The 19,919-nt window shown below is 41.7% G+C and carries 14 protein-coding genes; 7 read left to right on the plus strand and 7 right to left on the minus strand.

Going from position 1 to position 19,919, the window contains the following annotated elements; genetic code table 11:
• The first annotated feature begins 522 nt into the window (after positions 1–522).
• The 3 genes from malE to malG all read left to right on the plus strand — a co-directional run bounded on the left by malE (position 523) and on the right by malG (position 4,268).
• Complete coding sequence (gene malE, locus L4C37_RS03450; RefSeq protein ID WP_137371972.1) at positions 523–1,707, plus strand: maltose/maltodextrin ABC transporter substrate-binding protein MalE; 1,185 nt, start codon at positions 523–525, stop codon at positions 1,705–1,707.
• Between the two features lie 87 nt (positions 1,708–1,794).
• Entirely contained in the window at positions 1,795–3,366 is a 1,572-nt protein-coding gene (gene malF, locus L4C37_RS03455; RefSeq protein ID WP_137371973.1) for a maltose ABC transporter permease MalF, read from the plus strand.
• Positions 3,367–3,377: 11 nt separating this feature from the next.
• Positions 3,378–4,268, plus strand: a complete 891-nt coding sequence (gene malG / locus L4C37_RS03460) for a maltose ABC transporter permease MalG (RefSeq protein WP_137371974.1) — start codon at positions 3,378–3,380, stop codon at positions 4,266–4,268.
• 747 nt (positions 4,269–5,015) lie between these two features.
• On the opposite strand, the gene L4C37_RS03465 is transcribed toward malG, so the two are convergent.
• A complete protein-coding gene (locus tag L4C37_RS03465; protein WP_137371975.1) occupies positions 5,016–5,261 on the minus strand; it encodes a hypothetical protein in 246 nt (81 codons plus the stop codon).
• 381 nt (positions 5,262–5,642) lie between these two features.
• The gene (locus L4C37_RS03470) at positions 5,643–6,146 is read right to left on the minus strand and encodes an acyl-CoA thioesterase (protein ID WP_273293791.1); all 504 of its coding nucleotides are present in this window, start codon (positions 6,144–6,146) and stop codon (positions 5,643–5,645) included.
• Positions 6,147–6,301: 155 nt separating this feature from the next.
• Here L4C37_RS03470 and sbcD point away from each other — a divergent pair, with 155 nt between their 5' ends.
• Positions 6,302–7,534: an exonuclease subunit SbcD gene (gene sbcD / locus L4C37_RS03475; RefSeq protein WP_429767871.1), complete on the plus strand. Its 1,233-nt coding sequence runs from the start codon at positions 6,302–6,304 to the stop codon at positions 7,532–7,534.
• Positions 7,531–11,220 carry an AAA family ATPase gene (locus L4C37_RS03480; protein WP_429767872.1) on the plus strand — a complete coding sequence of 1,230 codons (3,690 nt, stop codon included), beginning with the start codon at positions 7,531–7,533 and terminating at the stop codon, positions 11,218–11,220. The genes sbcD and L4C37_RS03480 overlap by 4 nt, the downstream gene beginning before the upstream one ends.
• 182 nt (positions 11,221–11,402) lie before the next feature.
• On the opposite strand, the gene L4C37_RS03485 is transcribed toward L4C37_RS03480, so the two are convergent.
• Both L4C37_RS03485 and L4C37_RS03490 read right to left on the minus strand, forming a co-directional pair.
• Positions 11,403–13,025 (minus strand): peptide ABC transporter substrate-binding protein, encoded by a 1,623-nt coding sequence (locus L4C37_RS03485; RefSeq protein WP_429767873.1) that lies wholly within the window; start codon positions 13,023–13,025, stop codon positions 11,403–11,405.
• Between the two features lie 284 nt (positions 13,026–13,309).
• Positions 13,310–14,221, minus strand: a complete 912-nt coding sequence (locus tag L4C37_RS03490) for a DMT family transporter (RefSeq protein ID WP_429767874.1) — start codon at positions 14,219–14,221, stop codon at positions 13,310–13,312.
• A 98-nt stretch (positions 14,222–14,319) separates the two neighbouring features.
• Here L4C37_RS03490 and L4C37_RS03495 point away from each other — a divergent pair, with 98 nt between their 5' ends.
• A complete protein-coding gene (locus tag L4C37_RS03495; protein WP_137371981.1) occupies positions 14,320–15,108 on the plus strand; it encodes an AraC family transcriptional regulator in 789 nt (262 codons plus the stop codon).
• Positions 15,109–15,481: 373 nt separating this feature from the next.
• Here the strand turns inward: L4C37_RS03495 and L4C37_RS03500 are convergent, their stop codons facing one another.
• Both L4C37_RS03500 and deoC read right to left on the minus strand, forming a co-directional pair.
• Positions 15,482–16,117, minus strand: coding sequence for an alternative oxidase (locus L4C37_RS03500; protein WP_489686369.1), 636 nt, complete (start codon positions 16,115–16,117; stop codon positions 15,482–15,484).
• A gap of 187 nt (positions 16,118–16,304) precedes the next feature.
• Positions 16,305–17,081 carry a deoxyribose-phosphate aldolase gene (deoC, locus tag L4C37_RS03505; RefSeq protein WP_429767875.1) on the minus strand — a complete coding sequence of 259 codons (777 nt, stop codon included), beginning with the start codon at positions 17,079–17,081 and terminating at the stop codon, positions 16,305–16,307.
• A gap of 307 nt (positions 17,082–17,388) precedes the next feature.
• On the opposite strand from deoC, the gene L4C37_RS03510 reads away from it, so the two are divergent.
• The gene (locus L4C37_RS03510) at positions 17,389–18,804 is read left to right on the plus strand and encodes an aminotransferase-like domain-containing protein (RefSeq protein WP_273293672.1); all 1,416 of its coding nucleotides are present in this window, start codon (positions 17,389–17,391) and stop codon (positions 18,802–18,804) included.
• 133 nt (positions 18,805–18,937) lie between these two features.
• Here L4C37_RS03510 and nrdF read toward each other — a convergent pair whose 3' ends face one another.
• Positions 18,938–19,912 (minus strand): class 1b ribonucleoside-diphosphate reductase subunit beta, encoded by a 975-nt coding sequence (gene nrdF / locus L4C37_RS03515; RefSeq protein ID WP_273293673.1) that lies wholly within the window; start codon positions 19,910–19,912, stop codon positions 18,938–18,940.
• Positions 19,913–19,919: the final 7 nt, after the last annotated feature.

Below are 19,919 nucleotides of genomic sequence, written 5' to 3' on the forward strand. Positions count from 1 at the left end.
ATAGCCAAATATACATCTAATCCCCCACATCCAACTAAACCTCCCCCGTGAAAGATTCACTAGTTTAGTTTGATGCTCATAGGTGAATACGGGCAATGCAAACCAACATACTGCATTTAAACTTGCCTATTGAGCATCTTAAATGAAACTGCTGGTAAAGGGTTCTTACTATCCACTCTTGGATGGATGCAGTTTCAGGGAATTAAGGGAAAGGCGCATCCTCCTAATGACATATTTACTGGGGGGAGTAGTAGGGGAGGAGTAGATAAATAGGATTCTTGGGAAATGGCGATCCAGTTCAAATAAACCTAGTGCATAACGGTGACATTGATCACGGTGAGTATTTGTTTTGTGATTTCGGTCTCTAACGTTACCGGATGGTGATCACGAAATTAGGCCATAATAGCAAGGGCGTAGTCGCTAGGATGATGATTGAACCCTTGTTTTCTCAGATCATAAGCATCGAAACTTGGCTCATCCTTAGTGATATGCCCTACGTATAAATATAAAAAGGATATGAACATGAAAAACGCTCTAAGCGCTGTAGCACTAGGTACACTAGTTGCACTGGGTTCTTTTGGTGCTAATGCTGCTATCGAAGAAGGTCAATTGACTATTTGGGTTGGCGGCGATAAAGCTTACGAAGGAATGGCAGAAGTCGGTAAACGTTTTGAAGAAGACACTGGCGTAAAAGTAACTGTCGCATTCCCAGATAAACTAGAAGAAAAGTTCTCACAAGTTGCAGCTGCTGGTGATGGTCCGGATATGATCTTCTACGCACATGACCGTTTTGGCGGTTTTGCAGAAGCAGGACTTCTTGCTGATATCAAACCTTCAAAAGAAATTAAAGAAGGTATCGTAGATTTTGCATGGGATGCTGTGGCGTATAAAGGCAAAACAATTGCTTACCCTGTAGCGGTAGAGTCTGTTTCACTTATTTACAACAAAGCGTTGGTTCCAAACCCTCCTAAATCGTGGGAAGAAGTTCCAGCTCTTAATGCTGAGCTACAAAAGCAAGGCAAGAAAGCTATCATGTGGCCACTACGTGGCGGTGCATACTTCACATGGCCACTTCTAGCAGCTGACGGCGGTTACGCATTTAAGCAAGTTGCTGAAGGCTACGACATTAAAGATGCAGGTGTTGCAACTGAAGGTGTTCAAAAGTCACTTGGTTTCATCGAGAAGATGGTAAAAGACAAAGTAATTTCAGCAGACATGGATTACTCAGTTGCTGAATCTGAATTTGTTGCGGGTAACGTAGCAATGACAATCAACGGTCCTTGGGGCTGGTCAAACATTGAAAAAGCAGGCGTAGATTACGGTGTTACAACGCTTCCTAAATTCAATGGTAAAGCGTCTAAACCATTCGTTGGTGTATGGGCTGGTGGTATCAGTACTGCTTCTCCAAACAAAGACTTAGCGGTTGAGTTCATGGAAAGCTACCTACTGACTGATGCTGGTATGAAGAGCCTAAATGACGACAAGCCACTTGGCGCTGTTGCTCTAAACTCTTTCCAACGTCAATTAGACAGCGACACTCGTATCGCAGCAACAATGGACAACGCAATGAACGGTGAAATTATGCCGAACATTCCTCAGTTCACAACATTCTGGTACAGCATGGAAGAAGCGATTGGTAACGTTGTTGACGGTCGTCAAAATGTAAACCAAGCACTAGAAGCTGCTGAAGCTCGAATGACTAAGTAACAAAAAACATTAAACGAAAAACCTTTTAAGGAGGGGGTAACCTCTCCTTACTTTCTTAAATTTTATATATCGCTAGCAGGTTCCTCTATGCAGTCAGTTCAAGGTACAGATGCTATCTCAGCACCAGCGAGCCTTCCCGGTAGTAAAAGCGTCTTCATCAAATGGGGAGCGCTTGGTACCGTAGGCTTAATCAATGGCTACGCTACTATTCTTATGTATTCTCGCGGTGAGCTCGCTTTTGCGTTGCTGACAGTGATTCTAACGGCTCTGGCACTTTACATTTTCGGTAGTAAGAAAACTTACGCCCACCGTTACATTTACCCAGGTATAGCCGGAATGATCCTATTCATTCTTTTCCCATTGGCATATACCGTCGGACTAGCCTTCACAAACTACAGTGCAAAGAACCAACTTACGCTTGAACGTACGCAAACGGTATTGCTTGACCGTACATTCCAAAGCGGAGATAGCTTCCCATTCACTTTGTACAAGACTGATAACGGTCACCAAATTGTAGTGAAAGATGGCGAGCAATTATTAGCGACAGATGAGTTCTCTTTAGAAGGCTTATCAGCGTCGGACATGGATTTATCTCTAATTGAAGCTTCTCAAGGCAGCAAAGAAAAGATCAAAACGATCATTCAAAATAAAGCGACGTTGAGCGGCATTGATTTCCATCTTCCAACGGGTGAAGACATCCGCATGAGCGGCTTACGTAAGTTTGCTTCTGTGGCGCCTTTGTATACTTTGCAAGAAGATGGTGAAACATTACTTAACAACGAAACTGGTGAAGTACTGAAACCTAATATGGAAGTGGGTTTCTATCAGCCTGTTGATGAAAGCGGCAGCTTTATTGGTAACACAATATCACCAGGGTTCGTTGTCGGTATTGGTACGCACAACTTTGAGCGTGTATGGAAAGATGACGGTATTAAAGAACCTTTCATCAGTATCTTTATCTGGACGGTTGTCTTCTCCATCTTAACGGTGGGTTTAACACTGGCTATTGGCTTAGTGCTGGCAAACATCGTGCAATGGGAAGAGCTGAAAGGTCGTGCTATCTATCGTGTATTACTGATTCTGCCATATGCTGTACCTGCGTTTATCTCAATCCTTATCTTTAAAGGCTTGTTTAACCAAAGTTTTGGTGAAATCAACATGGTGCTTGAAGCTATCTTCGGCCTAAGCCCTAACTGGTTCTCAGATCCAATTCTAGCGAAAACAATGGTGTTGATGGTTAACACATGGCTTGGCTTCCCTTACATGATGATTCTTTGTATGGGTCTGCTAAAAGCGATTCCAGACGATTTGTATGAAGCGTCAGCGATTGATGGCTCTAACTTCATTGATAACTTCCGTCGCGTAACATTCCCGCTGATGATTAAACCGTTAACACCGCTTCTTATTGCTGCGTTCGCTTTTAACTTCAACAACTTCGTAATGATTCAATTGTTGACGAATGGTGGTCCAAACATGATTGGTACTTCTGAACCAGCAGGTTACACGGATCTATTAGTAAGCTACACATACCGAATCGCATTTGAAGGCGGCGGCGGTCAAGACTTCGGTCTAGCAAGTGCCATTGCTACTCTGATATTCCTATTGGTTGGTGGACTAGCACTACTAAACCTACGTTTCACTAAACTGTCTCAAGATTAAGGAGCAATACAATGGCTATGGTACAAGGTAAAAACCTTAAATACCGTGTGTGGGCAACGCATATCGCTTTGTGGTGTTTCCTAGCGATGATTATTTTTCCACTACTTATGATCATTGCGATTTCCTTCCGTGAAGGTAACTTTGCGACAGGTAGCTTGATTCCAGAAAACCCTTCTCTGGAGCACTGGAAACTTGCGTTAGGGATGTCGGTAACGAATGCGGATGGTAGTGTTACGCCTCCTCCATTCCCAGTACTAACCTGGTTATGGAACTCAATTAAGGTAGCGGGTATCACGTCTATCCTAATCGTTTCACTGTCTACAACTTCGGCTTATGCATTTGCTCGTATGCGCTTTAAAGGTAAAGAAACTATCTTGAAAGCGATGATGATTTTCCAAATGTTCCCAGCAGTGTTGGCTTTGGTTGCAATCTACGCGTTATTTGACAAGTTAGGACAATACATCCCATTCCTAGGGTTGAATACCCATGGTGGTTTGATCTTCTCTTACTTAGGCGGTATCGCGCTACATGTATGGACGATTAAAGGCTACTTCGAAACCATTGATAACTCACTAGAAGAAGCGGCAGCTCTGGATGGAGCAACACCGTGGCAAGCATTTAAACTGGTACTATTACCACTTTCAGTGCCGATTCTAGCGGTTGTATTTATCCTGTCTTTCATCGGTGTAGTTGGTGAAGTACCAGTAGCGTCACTTCTGCTTTCTGATGTGAACTCATACACATTAGCAGTAGGCATGCAGCAGTACTTATACCCACAAAACTACTTATGGGGTGACTTCGCAGCAGCAGCAGTACTTTCAGCACTACCAATTACAGCAGTATTCTTACTTGCACAGCGTTGGTTAGTTGGTGGTTTGACTGCGGGTGGGGTAAAAGGATAAGCTATAGTGATAATAATAAGAGCGACCACATAGGTCGCTCTTAATTGGCATTCTTATTACACTATTTGGTTTGGCCGCTGATCAGTAATAAGAGTAACTCTAGTGTTACGCATAGCTAGCTATTAATGAGGTTCCTTACGCCGTTAACCATTAATAGTGATTTGTAACCAGAACCTGAGCATATGCTTGGGTTTTTTTATGCCTACTCTAAAATTACTTGTATCTCTTGACCTTATTTCAATACCAATATTGAACATATCTGGTACTTATTTTCAGTAATGTGCGTAACGTTCTTAGTACTTACTTAGCTAGTTACCTTAGTACTTACTTAGCTAGTTACCTTAGTAACCTTACTTAGTTAACTGTCCCATGATTAGGAACTAAATTATCAATAGAGGTCAAATTGATGGATTTGAGTATAGAGAAGGCAAGTTCTATTAATACAATGCTCATTCTGAGCTGCGTGATAGTTCAATTATTAAGGTGTAACAAGATCTTATTACATCTACAAAGTGATGCATTAGCATGATTTCGTTTTTAAAAATGATGGGGTCTTGTGATGGGGAGTTTATAAAATTTGAAATCTAAGACTTAAGCATCATCGCGATTAGTTGAACTAGGATGGAAACTTAAGCCATCTTTTAATTTATGTAACATGAAAATTGATGCTCTATAAGACTAAGACTAAGACTAAGACTAAGACTAAGACTAAGACTAAGACTAGGCATAGACGCTGTATTAAACGGTTTAAAACTCCCGATTAGAGGGGGCACAGCCCTGATGCTGTAGCAAAACATAAATACTCTCTTGATTTAATGCGACTCTACGGAATAGATCTGCAAAGGTATTGTCCCCGCCAAAACACGCTTGAATATAGTGATTAATCTCATCGCTATTGTAGCCTTCCACATACAAGGTACGAACCCATTGATATTCCACTGCTTTTAAATTATTGAGAGTTGATTCGCTTAGCGTGGTGCGTGTGATGCCCAAGGGTTACTCCTGAATATATGCCAGTCCATTATTAGAAGTGGCATTTAAGCAAAGCAAAATGACGAATATATTACACGGCTTATTAAAAACGGTTCAAAGGCGATATTCTGTAAAAGAATGGAAGGAAGAACGTGTAAAGCGTTCAACAATAGAATGATGTGAGTACGGTTGATTATAAAATAGGGTTGCTTATCACGACCTAGTGAAGAGTGAATAACCATATGCTCAGTAGACAAAACCCAGCCCCTTGGTTCTTTCTATTTGAAAGTAAGTAAAAAGAGAATGGGCTAGGTTTTATTGTTCGGCTTCAATGCTAAGCTTGTAGGTGCTGCTTGCTGTTCAAAATGCTTATTTGAGAATGACTCAGGAAGCCGTTACTTTTTATTTTAGATACTTAACGTGAGCTTCCATTTCTTCGCCAATCTGCTTACGCATGTTCATTAAGCGAATCGCAGAATCGCGAAGTTCAATATCTTCATCGGTTTCAGGTATCCATTCCGGCACCTTAGTTGGTGAGCCATTTTCATCAACGGCAACCATGATAACGATGCAGTGAGTCGTCAATCGGTTGTTAAGCTCCTTAGGATCGCTAGCTTGAACATCGATGGCGATATGCATAGAAGAAGATCCGGTATAAATAACCTTGGCACTTACTTCAACAAGGTTGCCTACATGAATGGGTGCAACAAAGCGAATTCCCCCAGCGTAAGCAGTAATACAATATTTACCACTCCAACCGGCAGAGCAGGCGTAAGCGGCTAAATCGATCCATTTCATTGCTGCGCCACCGTGTACTTTGCCGCCGAAGTTCACGTCCCCTGGTTCTGCTAAAAAGCGTAAAGTGACATCGCGTTTACCACTTTGTCTATTTTGATTACCGCCCATACACTGTTCCTAATTATTATATTTTTATTGATTAACAAGTCAGTTACTTATTAGAAACAATATACCTAACGACATAAGAATTAAAGCAGAGATTTCCTTTTCACTGCTAGATTTAGTTGGCACAATTAAACCACTTAAATCAGACAGTGTTTTCTATGCGCATTCTCCATACTTCCGATTGGCATTTTGGTCAAAACTTCTTTACCAAAAGCCGTAAAAACGAGCATCAACTTTTCATTCAATGGCTACTTAAGCAAGTCACCGCTTTTGATATTAATGCCGTTATTGTCGCGGGAGATGTGTTTGATACTGGCGCTCCGCCCAGTTATGCCAGAGAAATGTATAACCAGTTTGTCGTGGACTTGAACCAATTAGGATGCCAGTTGGTGGTACTTGGCGGTAACCACGATTCCGTTTCAACACTGAATGAATCTAAGCAATTGTTAGCTTGCTTAAATACTCATGTTATTGCTAATACAAGTGATGATCTAGACTCACAAATTATTCCACTCATGAACAAAGATAAAGTTGGGGCGTACCTATGCGCCGTGCCTTTTGTTCGAGCGAGAGACGTAGTCAGCAGCCAAGCGGGTGAGTCGGGAACAGACAAGCAGCAAGCGTTGGGGCAAGCTATTTCTCAGCACTATCATGCTTTATATGATCATGCGAATGAACTGAGACAATCTAAACATCTATCTATCCCTATTGTTGCGACCGGTCACTTAACCGCGCTTGGGGTAACCACGTCTGAATCTGTCCGTGATATTTATATTGGAACGCTTGATGGTTTTGATGCAAAAGGTTTCCCCCCTGCTGATTACATTGCATTGGGTCATATTCACCGACCTCAAATAGTGGCGAAGAAGCAGCATATTCGTTACAGCGGGTCACCAATTCCATTGAGCTTTGATGAATTAAAATCGGAAAAACAAGTTGTGATGGTTGAATTTGAAGCGGATAAAGTCAGTTCAATTGAAACGATTTCAGTTCCTAGATTTCAGGCGATGGCAAGTGTGAAAGGGGACTTAAAAGAAGTCGAAGCTAGCCTGGAAAAATTAGCGGAAGACAACTCGGAAGAGAGCGTTTGGGTATCGGTTGAAGTCAAAATTCAAGATTACTTATCCGACTTGCAAAATCGCATACAAGCCATGGTCGAAGGCACTAACATTGAAGTGCTTCAATTACGCCGTGCACGTGAAAACTATTCGGCTTCTTTGAGCCAACAAAACAATGAGACTTTGGCTGAGTTAACGCCGTTTGATGTATTTTCAAAACGCTTAGAACTTGAAGTGTTTGAAGGTGAAGACCAGCAGAACCGCAAAGAGCGAATCACACAGACTTTTAAACAAATCGTGTCAGACATTGAGCATAAGGATTCAGCGGAATGAAAATTTTAACCTTACGCTTTGGTAACCTAAATTCACTCAAGGGCGAGTGGAAAATAGATTTTACCCAGTCTCCATTTGTCGATAACGGCTTATTCGCGATTACGGGCGCAACGGGCGCAGGAAAAACGACATTGCTTGATGCGATATGTTTAGGTTTGTATCACAACACACCTAGGCTTGGCGCTATTTCAACGTCTAACAACGAAATTATGACGAGAGGCACGGCGGAGTGTTTTTCGGAAGTCGAATTTGAAGTGAAAGGCAAAGCGTATCGATCGTTTTGGAGCATGCGCCGTTCAAGAGGAAAGTTAGATGGTAATTTGCAATCAGCCCAAGTGGAGCTTGCAGAAGTTGAATCTGGCAAAGTCCTTGCTACTCAAATCAAGAAGAAATCAGAGCTGGTTGAGTCACTCACAGGGTTAGATTTTGATAGGTTCACCAAGTCAATGATGCTCTCACAAGGTCAGTTTGCTGCATTTCTTAATGCTAAGGAATCTGAGCGAGCGGAGCTATTGGAAGAGCTGACTGGAACTGAAATTTACGGTCTGATCTCCGAAGGTGTGCACAAGCAATATAGCCAATCTAAGCAAGGTTTAGCGCAGCTGGAATCTCAAGCTGAAGGCGTTCAATTACTGACTTTTGAACAAATAGAAGTATTTACTCAAGAACTGTCTGATGTAGAGCTTCAACAAAAGGCAAATAAGCAAACCCTTCAGGCTTTAACTGAACATAAAAGCTGGTGGAACCAATATCACAAGCTCAGTTCTGAACTGAATCAAGCTGAAACAGAGTTTACCGCGGCTAATTCAGCACGAGATAATGCAGCTTCAGATATGGAGAGATTGGCTAAAAGTGAACCTGCCGAAAAGCTCCGTACTCCTCATACTTTGTGGCAAGAATCTGCTCGCCAGCTAACAAGCCTAGAAAAGCAGAATCAAACTAAGCGCGAGCAGTTAATCACTACGCAATCCTCATTTGATGAAAAAAGCCGAGAGCTAAAAACGGCAGAAACAAATTTAGAACAAGTGAAACTACGCCATGTTGAACAGGAAAGCCTGATAAATCAAAAGGTGGTTCCACTTGATGGGCAGATTGCACAATTAGTAAATCAGAGTCAAGTTGAAGCAACAAAGCAGTCATCATTGTTAAGTTCTTTGGTTCAAATTCAAGTGTCTTTGAAAAATACCGATGAGCAAACCACGAGTCTCAATTTGCAGCTAGACAAGCAAGTTCAATACCTTGAACAACATTCGAATGATGAAAATGTTGAGGTACAGTTACAAGGTTGGAAAGCGCAACACAGCCAATGCCAGAAAGGACAGCTGACGGTTTCTGATCTACAAAGTAAAGCTCTTGTGACAAGCAAGCAGTGTGAAGAACAAACTGGCTTGCTAGCCCAAAGTAAATTGAAACTACAGGCTGCTGAGCAACAACAACATGATGTGATACTAAAGCACGATGCTGCGAACCAAAGCCTTAACGCATTGCTTGTTGTCCATAACAAGTCGTCTTTAGAAAATGAATTAAGTGCGTTAACTGCACAATTGGTATTGGAAGTACCACTACTCAGTATCCAATCTAATTGGCTGCAGTTCACCACAGAGCAGCAACAGAAACATCATTGGTTACAAGAAGCGAAGCAAACGAAAAAGCAACTAGAAGAAAAACGAGAACAGCTGCTTGGGCATTATCAATCCCAAAAATTATTGGTCGCATCAACTAAGCAATTGATCACGCAAGAAGGGCACTTAGCTCATTATCGAACTCAGTTAGTGGATGGAGAAGAGTGCCCATTATGCGGAGCATTGGAACACCCTAAAGTAGCGGGTTTTGATGCAGTACAACCTATGACTCATGATGAAGAGCTACGTGAGCAGCTCCAGCAGGCTGAACTCGATCTAGAAAAAGTTGAGCAGCAAGGGCGTGATATTCGTAATGAATTGGATACCTTGATTCGTCAACAAACAGAGTTCGAGGCTCGTGAAGTGTGGCTGAACGAACAAATCGAATCGGCATTGACTCATTGGCAACAGCAGTGTCTTCAACAAAATATCGATTTGAAGGTGACGGAATCAGGTGCTATTCAGGTTGTGATGCAGCAGCTCCGAGAGCAAAAAGAATCGATTACTCAGCAGCTAAAGCAATTACATCAAGCTGAAGTTCTTGTTCAAACTATTTCGGATGAGAAGAATCAGATTGTGCTTTCAGTTCAGAACTTACAGTCTCAGTTTCAATTGGATAATCAGAAAATTGAAGCTTCTCTACAGCAACTCACAAGCTTTAAAGAACAAGCAGAAAAAGCTCAGCTGGAATTATCTCAGTTAGAATCTGAACTCAGAAATAGCATTAAAAATACCGGCTTTATAATAGAAGAGGGTGTGGCTCTTGATGCGTGGTTTAACCAAAAACATGAAGATGCGAATCAATGGAAAGTCGCTAGCCAGTCAGTGAACACTTACCAGCAACAACTATCTGATTTGAAAAAAGATACTTTAACGCTCAATGAAAAACTGAATGAGCTGACTGAATCATCGGCTAAACAAGATGAACTTGTGAAAAATGTCGCAGAGCAATTACTGCAATTGAAAGGTGAGCGTAGCGATTTATTCCAAGATAAATTGGTGGAGCAAGAGCGTGATTTAAGCACAAAACGAGTCACCACTCATGAGCAAACCAAGCAAACGGCTTTAGCTACAACGCAGCAAGTGCAATCTCAATTGGATGCCGTTTCCGCTGAAATTAATATGCTAGTCGAAAACATTCAGCAAGCTAAAGTCGCCGTTATGGAAAAACTCGAACACTGGCAGCTAAAGCTTTCTGAAAGTTCGATTAAAGATGAAGATGAATTTTTAGCGTCGTTATTGATTGAGCCGGAACGAGAAAGATTAGTTCTACTAAAAACACAGTTAGAAAAACGCATTGAAGGCAGCCAAGCTGTAGTGAAAGCCGCGATGGCGAATATCAGTAAGCTTGATCTTGAACCCCAAGCGGAAGAGTGGCGCAAAGTTGAGTTAGATGACGTATCTATCCAGCTTGAACAATTGCAAGAAGCCGTTGATAACCTCGCTAAGAAGCAAGGTGAATTAAGCAACGAGTTAGAATCTGATGAAAAGCGTCGAACGGGTCAAAGAGCGCTCTTTGAACAGATTGAACAGTACCGCAAGGAATTTGAGGATATTCAATATCTTCACTCTTTGATTGGTTCTCAGAAAGGCGATAAGTTCCGTACTTTTGCTCAAGGTCTGACCTTAGATAACCTTGTGTATCTTGCCAATCAGCAACTTGAACGCTTACACGGTCGTTATCTTTTACAACGTAAAGGTGGGGAGGGCTTAGAGCTTTCTGTACTTGATACGTGGCAAGGCGATGCAGTGCGAGATACAAAAACCTTATCTGGCGGCGAAAGCTTCTTAGTCAGTTTAGCGCTGGCGCTTGCTCTATCTGACCTAGTGAGTCATAAAACCAGTATCGACTCATTATTCTTAGATGAAGGCTTTGGCACTTTAGATGCTGAGACTCTCGATATAGCTTTGGATGCGTTAGATAACTTGAACGCTACAGGGAAAATGATCGGGGTAATCAGCCACATTGAAGCAATGAAAGAGCGTATTCCAGTTCAGCTGAAAGTGACCAAGAAAAGCGGTCTCGGAGTCAGTGTCTTAGATTCACATTATCGAGTGGCTTAGTATCGATTCTAAGATTCTAAGATTCTAAGATTCTAAGATTCTAAGATTCTAAGGTTTATTGTCTGAGTTTAAGCTCTTCAGAAATATAGGGTTAAATCTCTGCGTAAACAGCAATCAAAAGGCAAGTGACGATACTCACTTGCCTTTTTCTTTTTTAAATCAACTGCTAACTCAATGAAGCATTAGTCTTGAATGAAATAGAGGTCTTTTGCGTAAATATTCCCTTTCGGATTATTTCTAGGGAAGCCTTTCAGAGTGCTACGCACTAAGCGCGTATGATTGTAATGATATAAAGGGATCACGGCCGCCGCATCATTCAGTAGAGTTTCTGCTTGCTGGTACAGGGCATAGCGAGAGGTTTGATCTTCCGTTAAGCTTGCTTGGCTCATTAGCTCATCAAATTTAGGATTACAGAAACCACTTTCATTCGCAGTGTGACCGCAGGTAAAGCCTTCTAGCAAAGCAGAAGGTTCAGGGTAGTCACCAAATGCCCATGAACGTGCCACTTGATAATCCCCCGCTCCTTTTGCCGCTACGTAGGCTTTCCATTCCATATTTTCTAATTCAACTTTCACACCTAACGGCTTCCACATAGAAGCAATCGCGATAGCAATCTTCTTATGGTTTTCGCTGGTGTTATACGTCAATTTAAAGGCTAATGGGTTGCTCTTATCGTATCCGGCATTGGCAAGTAATTGCTTCGCTTCTGTGAGTCTTTGTGTCGCACTTAACGATTCAAACGTAGACAGTGGTGCTTGATAGTTAGGAATGTTATTTGGTGAAACACCGTAGGCTTGAGGTTCGCCTTGCCCCGTAACTTTATCCACCAAAATTTCGCGGTCGATTGCCATGCTCAATGCTTTGCGAACTTGTACGTTATCAAACGGAGGGTGATTGGTATTGAATGAATAAATATATGAGCCAAGTAATGCTTGAGCTTTTATCTGTTCAGGGCTTTCTTTACGTAGCTTTTGGTAATACTCCAATTGTACGCGGTTTGTCATATCGATTTCTCCCGACTGATAACGAATCAGTTCGGCATTTTGCGAAGACAGCCCTAAATAAGTGACTTTATTTATAACCGTTGATTGGTTGTCCCAGTATGTTGGATTTCGTTCGACTTCTACATATTCGTTAGGTACCCACTTTGTTAACGTGTAAGCGCCATTCGTTACGATGTTTTCAGTTCGAGTCCAAGCATCGCCTTTTTCTTCAACAAGATTTTTCGGAAGAGGGAAGAAGGTTTTAATACTCATCAAACTCATGAAATACGGTGTTGGCTTGTTCAAAGTAATTTGAACGGTTAGGTCATCAATCGCTTTAATACCAAGTTCAGACGGCTGTTTTTTACCTTTTAGTATCTCATCGGCATTATCAATATTGGCGGTGACAAAAACAAACCCTGTGTTATTTCCGGTTTTAGGCGAGACTGCTCGCTGCCAAGCAAAGACAAAATCTGATGCGGTAACTGGTTCTCCATTTGACCACTTTAGGGTGTATTTAAGAGTAAAAGTGACCGTTTTACCGCCATTGCTGAATGTCCATTTTTCAGCTTGTCCGGGAATGATTTGGCCATCACTGTTCTCTATCACGAAACCTTCAAACATATCATTAACGATAATGTCTCCCGGCATCCCTGAATTAACAAAGCTAGGGTCTAGTGTATTCGGCTCTGCACCATTTCCTCGGACAAAATGTTGTTCACTGGCAAGGGTGGTATTAGAGGCTAAATCAGCCGCGATAACAGAAGGGACCACCAAACCTAATAGAGATGGGATGATCAAAGATAGTGGAGAAAGAGTCATTGTAATTCCTTTACGACTTAACAGTATTTAGTTCAATAAACTCAGTCCATTAAAGCTAAGTGTTGGTGATAATGCAATCAATGCTGCGTTCAATTTAACCATTAAGGGCATGACTTTATTCACAATTTGATTAAGAAAAATCGGCAGAGAAAGAATTCAATCCACCTTGCTAGGCGCTTTCGTTAATAGATCAAAGCGTGATTTTAGGTCTGGTGGATTTGATTATTCTCGAGTAAATGATTTTCATATGTAATTGAAAGTTATACTTATCAGGTGGTTACAATCTAATTTGGGGCTTTTGGTGTTTCCATTTCTTTTATATTAGGCAGGCGCTTTTTAGTTAATTTGATTTGAGCCAGAGTCACTCCTGAAATGACCATGATCCCACCCAACAAATGGAAATGCTGAATTTGTTCACCGAGCCAAGTTGCAGCAAGCACAATAGCGACTACTGGCATTAAGTTCATGAACATGGCACTTGAATCGGCCCCGATAATATTGATTGATTTCACCCACATCCAAGGGGCCAAAACAGACGCGGCCACGGCAGCATAAGCAATCAGCGGTAAAGCTTGTTGAGGAGGTAATAGCTGGTCGCTTGTTAACCATAGTGGAGTCAGCATTAAGACGGCGAACATGCCTTGGGTATAGATTACCACCCAATTACTGATCGGCATTTTCCAACGTTTGAGTAATACACAGTATGAAGCGTAAACACACGCCGCAATCAGCATTAGCCCATCACCTTGCGTGATTTCTTGGTGTAAGAAGAATAATGGGTCACCTTGACCTAGCATGTAGGCTAACCCAGCTAACGACATTACACCGCCAAGAATACTTAAACCAGAAATCGATTTACTGAGTAAAGGGACACTAATAAAGACACTAATTAGAGGAACCAGCGAGGTAATTAAAGCCATGTTCGAAGCCGTGGTAGTCAAGCCTGCGTAGTAACCTAATGATTGGTTTAAGACCATTCCTAAGAACGCAAGAAAAGCGAGTTTAGATAGGTTAGGGCGTATAGCTGACCATTGTTTAATGACAGGGCGGATACAAAAAGGCGTTAAAATTAGCATGGCAAGCGCCCAGCGGTAAAAGCTCATCGCGCTAGGTTCAATAACACTGGCAGCAAGCTTATTGATGATGGCATTTGCTCCCCAAATACAAACAGTAAAAAATGGCAGAAGATAGTGCATGTGAATTCCATCGCAATTAAGGTGACCAAGAGAGTTTGACAGGTCGTTATAGTTACAGATATCTTTTAAAAGACATTGAGCGCGATAGGAAGACAAGTTTGAAAAAAACGACAAGAAACCTTCACCCATCTTTATCGATTGATAAAGCACCATCCAATGTATTCATGAATTTTGAAGCGTTTCTTTCTAACACTGAAACACGAGTACATAGCCATCCTTGGGGGCAAGTGCAGTTGATCAGTGGCGGGATTCTTGAAATGGAAGCGGAAGGAACGCGTTTTTTAGCGCCGCCTCATTTAGCCATTTGGGTTCCCGCTGGAGTGACCCACTGCAGTTATAATCGAAAACCCTTGGATTACTGCTCTTTGAATATCGCCCATGAGCTGACAAGGCATCTTCCTAATAAAGCTAGTCTGATTAAGGTTACGCCAATCGTATCGTCTATTATTGATGATTTTCGTCATCGAGAAATCAATGTTGCCCAAAGTAAGCAAGATCAGCGATTGGTTCAAGTGTTGTTGGATCAACTGGCGGAACAGCAAGTTGAGCACCACTTTTTACCATCTACCGACAACAAATATTTAGCGCCTATTTTGGCATCAATAGAAGAGAATCCAACGGAAGATGTATCACTACGGGATTGGGCTGAACGAGTACATACCACGGAAAGAACCCTGTCTCGGCATTGTCAAAGTGAGCTAGGGATGAGCTTTACAGAGTGGCGCTTAAGAGTTCGTTATTTGTATTCAATGGACTTATTAAGGAATGGACAATCGGTAAAAGAAGTCGCGCTGACGTTAGGCTACAACCAAGCCAGCCCCTTCATTTCAATGTTCAAAAAATACGCAAATCAAACTCCAGAACAGTATAAAAATCGACTGCTGTAATTCCCTGAATTTAGAAGCGGAGAGTTGAACCTCAATCATTGCACATATTTGATCACTTCCATAATAGGCTTACACACTTGGACCAATTTAGACGAACTCATCGATGCCTAGGGGAGAACTCCAGGATCTTTCGAGCCATTGATGGAGTAAAGAGCACTACGAATGACGAGCGTGATTGTAGTCATAGAGCTTTTCTTTAACTAGATGACTTTGGCAGCGAAGCGGTTGGTGGTTATGAGGTTTATTTGGCTACCAACAACCAACCAACCAACAACCAACCAACAACCAACCAATAACTAATAACCGATCCAACCTTTCAGTATTTTCTTTCAGTATATTCAAAGTACCATTTTCAGGCGTCTACGAAGGACAGTTAATACTGATGTTTTGGTAAATTGTTACTTTCGTACGCATCGGCAAATGAATGGTTTCGATCTCTATGCTCAGCTTCATCGTCGCGAATCTTTACAATCACATCTCTGAGCATAGCGCTTGATGGCAACCTGTAATAATCGATGGCAATTTGTGGGGCGACTACGTTTTCGACTTCACCGTCATCAATTTTGCTCAGGTATTCCGTGTAGCTTTTACAGGCTTCTTCTTCAAAGTAACCCACGACGCGGTGTGCAACCTTAGAAGACAGCACATAAATCAAGCTATATACAATAATGAAAATAGCCTGCCCAAACAGTACTAGCGTTCGTTCAACCCAGCTAGGCTTAGCAATATCTAAGAAAATCATCAAATGCATTCGCTCATTCTCTGCCTCATCTAGCAATTCACGGATCCATCCCTCATCATCTTTCATACGGCGTAAAGCTTTTAGATGATTAAACATCCCAGCGACCATTCCAGGCACTGCGGCAATAGTTTCCAAAATCACGGCACGCTTCGCGTATTTTTTTCCATAAAAAATATTTAAAAGAAATTTGAGGCACTGCGTTATTTTATACGCAATATGCTCAGAAAGTTTTGAGGCGGTTTTGTGTTTCAATTCAAAATCTGACATTTTTGAGTCTTCCCAATTTTAAAATGGTAGTGATTTCAAAGTATTGATTAATTCGTTAACCCTTTAATCAACGGATTAGAATCACTACCATGCTTTCAGCTAAACTATCTTTAGCTATTTTATGTGTTTCTATTGCCGTATTTAGAACAGGTGTCTGCGATGGCAATCATCATTGCTAGAGATATGGTTAGTAACTGCTCTTGGCTGTTTTCTCACCTTCTCCAAGCGTATAAAGTAGGTTTGTTAGTAAGCTAGAAGCTCCAAAACGGTAGTGCATGCTGTTATCTGCCCATTTGCTACCAAAAATATTATCAACCATGTCTAAATATTCTTTTGCGTTTTCAGCCGTTTGTACGCCGCCTGATGCCTTGAAACCTACCGTTTTTTCAACACCCATGTCTTTGATTACTGATAACATAACTTGGGCAGCTTCGAGGGTTGCATTTACTGGTACTTTACCTGTGGACGTTTTAATGATGTCAGCCCCTGCCTTGATTGAAATCTCAGACGCTTTTTTGATTAGTTCTTCAGTTTTCAGTTCACCAGATTCAATGATAACTTTCAGTGGGGTATCACCGCAGGCTGCTTTACATAGCTTAACCATCTCAAAGCCCACTTCTTCGTTTCCTGCTATCAGAGCTCGGTATGGGAATGTCACATCGACTTCATCAGCGCCGTACATTCGGGCCGCTTTGGTTTCGGCAACAGCAATGTCAATATCGTCATTGCCATGAGGGAAGTTAGTGACAGTGACTACACGAATGTCCGGTGTACCTTGTAAACGTAATTGTTTTTTTGCAACAGGAATGAAACGTGGGTAAATGCACACTGCTGCTGTATTACCTACAGTTGTTTTAGCGTTCTTACACAACTCGATTATTTTTTCATCAGTATCGTCATCGTTTAAAGTAGTAAGATCCATTAATGTAAGTGCACGCAGTGCTACAGCTTTTAAATCGCTCATAGATATTTCCTATCGAATCATTTTCAATAATATTTCAAACTCTTGGCGCTTATTTGTTGCTGCTTCTTTGTTTCGGCACATTAGTCACGGCATATTTGCGATGACATAGTTAAATGCGTAGCAACAAAGAAGGTGGTGCTAATTTAATAGGCAACTCAAGGGTTGAAATGATTTTCGGCTCTAACCGAAAGTGGGATGATTATAAGAATTCATCAAAATCTATAATAGATACAGAAATGGTCATTTTAGGTATAACAGATTGGTGCGTGTACTATAGTCAGATGTTGGATATAGAGGCGTTGTTCCGTTGGCAAAATATGACAAGCTCGTAGAGCAAATTCGTAATCAAATTCAAAATGAAATTTGGGGAGTGGGTGATAAGCTTCCTTCATTACGAAAACAGACTGAAATCTCCGACATGAGCTTAATGACGGTGCTTCATGCTTATCAGGTACTAGAAAGCCAAGGGTGGATCGTTTCTCATGCCCGATCTGGATACTTTGTGGCACCGAAAATCCAATACTCGAGCCCAAAAAATTCAGATGTAACAATTCAGACCGCTGAAGCTATCGATATTAATGATTTTATTTTTGATGTTTTGCAAGCGAGTCGGACACCGCGTATCGTCGATTTTGGCTCTGTTTATCCAGATCCAAAGCTGTACCCTCGACATCAAGTAAACAAATCTCTTATGAACGCCGCGAGTACTATGCCAACCTCAAGTGCCTTGGATAATCTGCCTCCAGGGAATAAAGATTTGCGCCAACTCATAGCCAAACGTTATGCGGCACAAGGAATAAACGTACATCCGGAAGAGATCGTAATTACGGCGGGTGCTCTAGAGGCGTTGAATTTGAGCCTTCAAGCGGTAACACAAGCTGGTGACTGGGTTGTGGTGGAATCTCCTACGTTTTACGGCGCGTTACAGTCTCTGCAAAGGCTTAATTTGCGTGCGTTATCTGTCAGGACTCATCCTCGAGATGGAATTGATCTTGATTCACTTGAAAAGGCGCTTCAATCTCATCCAGTAAAAGCGTGTTGGTTGATGGTAAATCATCAAAACCCGTTGGGTTGTACTCTCTCGAGTGAGAAAAAGAAGCGTTTGATTGAGTTATTGGCAGAGTACAAGGTCTACCTGATTGAAGATGATGTATATAGTGAGCTTTATTATAGTGGTAAAAAGCCTTTACCAGCCAAAGCATTTGATCAGCAAGGTATGACGATGCATTGCTCATCTTTTTCTAAAACTCTGGTCGCGGGTTTTCGAATTGGTTGGGTGGCGGCAGGGAAAATGGCTCTGCCTATTCAAAAGCTTCAACTGATGAGCACACTGTCTGCCAGTGCTCCTATTCAACTTGCTATGGCTAAATATCTATCGACTCGCAATTATGAAAATCATTTACGTCAATTGCGGAGAAAACTGGAACAACGTAAATTCGCAACTTGGCAGATGCTACGTTCTTATTTCCCTTCTAGTGTGAATATAAACTACTCTGAAGGTGGTTATTTTTTATGGATTGAATTGCCAGAGCATTTAGATGCGACGGATTTATACCAGCGAGCCTTGAAAGATAATATTAGTATTGCGCCTGGGAAAATGTTCTCTGTAAGTAAGCAGTTTAATCATTGTTTTCGGATAAATTCATCATTTGAGTGCTCAGCTTCGGAAGAAAAAGCGATAAAACGGTTAGCCGAGTTAATTCAAAATATGTTGGATGAATAAGATGAAATTCAAAGTGCTATTGATACTTTATCGCTGTAAAAGGCTCGTAATCTCATAGGGTATGGTTTCTGTTGTACAGGTTTACACGGCACAACAGAAGCCAGCATATTTACATACTTATCAGCTTTTGGGCTTAAAAGTCCCAGTCTTCATCTTCCGTTGCGACAGCCTTACCTATGACATAAGAAGAACCTGATCCTGAAAAGAAATCGTGATTTTCATCGGCGTTGGGTGAAAGGGCAGCCATAATTGCAGGGCTAACTTGGCACAGTTCATCGGGGAAAAGTGGCTCAAATCCAAGGTTCATGAGCGCTTTGTTCGCGTTGTAATGAAGAAAGTGTTTCACATCTTCAGTTAACCCTAACTCATCATACAAAGACTCAGTGTATTGGATCTCTAATTCATATAACGAAAAAATCAGAGAGAATGCCTCATCTTTTATACGTTCTTGTTCAGTTTTACTGAGCTCGTTAAATGCTTGTTGGAACTTGTATCCAATGTAGTACCCATGAATAGCTTCATCACGAATGATGAGCCGAATTAGATCGGCAGTGTTGGTTAATTTGGCTCGGCTTGACCAGTACATTGGTAAGTAGAAACCAGAGTAAAACAGAAAGCTTTCTAGAAAGACGCTCGCGATTTTTTTCTTCAGTGGATCTTCATCTGCTTTGTAGTCTTTAAGAATGATGTGAGCTTTTTTCTGAAGCAGCTCATTTTCTTCTGCCCAGCGGAATGCTTCATCAATTTGAGGCGTTGTGCACAAGGTTGAGAACACCGACGAGTAACTTCTAGCGTGAACGGCTTCCATGAAAGCGATATTGGTTAACACTGCTTCTTCATGTTGCGTTCGGGCGTCAGCCATGAGGGCAGGAGCACCAACGGTATTTTGAATGGTGTCGAGTAAAGTTAACCCAGTAAAAACACGTATGGTCAGCGTTTGCTCTTCTTGAGTCAGTTGCTTCCATGTTTGGATATCGTTAGACAGTGGTACCTTTTCCGGAAGCCAGAAATTGACTGTGAGTCGATTCCAAACTTCCAGATCTTTGTCGTCTTGTAATCGGTTCCAGTTGATGGCTCGGACTGGTTGCGGGTCAGTAATGGTTGTCATTGTTGGT

Origin of the sequence: Vibrio kagoshimensis (assembly GCF_050337535.1) — a bacterium.
In the GTDB taxonomy this organism is placed as follows: Bacteria; Pseudomonadota; Gammaproteobacteria; order Enterobacterales; family Vibrionaceae; genus Vibrio; species Vibrio gallaecicus.

Excerpts from the sequence above, each read along its gene's own strand:
- malG (WP_137371974.1), top strand. The coding sequence starts at position 3,378 with ATGGCTATGGTACAAGGTAAAAACCTTAAATACCGTGTGTGGGCAACG.
- L4C37_RS03485 (WP_429767873.1), bottom strand. The coding sequence starts at position 13,025 with ATGACTCTTTCTCCACTATCTTTGATCATCCCATCTCTATTAGGTTTG.
- malE (WP_137371972.1), top strand. The coding sequence starts at position 523 with ATGAAAAACGCTCTAAGCGCTGTAGCACTAGGTACACTAGTTGCACTG.
- L4C37_RS03500 (WP_489686369.1), bottom strand. The coding sequence starts at position 16,117 with ATGTCAGATTTTGAATTGAAACACAAAACCGCCTCAAAACTTTCTGAG.
- nrdF (WP_273293673.1), bottom strand. The coding sequence starts at position 19,912 with ATGACAACCATTACTGACCCGCAACCAGTCCGAGCCATCAACTGGAAC.
- sbcD (WP_429767871.1), top strand. The coding sequence starts at position 6,302 with ATGCGCATTCTCCATACTTCCGATTGGCATTTTGGTCAAAACTTCTTT.
- malF (WP_137371973.1), top strand. The coding sequence starts at position 1,795 with ATGCAGTCAGTTCAAGGTACAGATGCTATCTCAGCACCAGCGAGCCTT.
- L4C37_RS03490 (WP_429767874.1), bottom strand. The coding sequence starts at position 14,221 with ATGCACTATCTTCTGCCATTTTTTACTGTTTGTATTTGGGGAGCAAAT.
- L4C37_RS03480 (WP_429767872.1), top strand. The coding sequence starts at position 7,531 with ATGAAAATTTTAACCTTACGCTTTGGTAACCTAAATTCACTCAAGGGC.
- deoC (WP_429767875.1), bottom strand. The coding sequence starts at position 17,081 with ATGAGCGATTTAAAAGCTGTAGCACTGCGTGCACTTACATTAATGGAT.
- L4C37_RS03470 (WP_273293791.1), bottom strand. The coding sequence starts at position 6,146 with ATGGGCGGTAATCAAAATAGACAAAGTGGTAAACGCGATGTCACTTTA.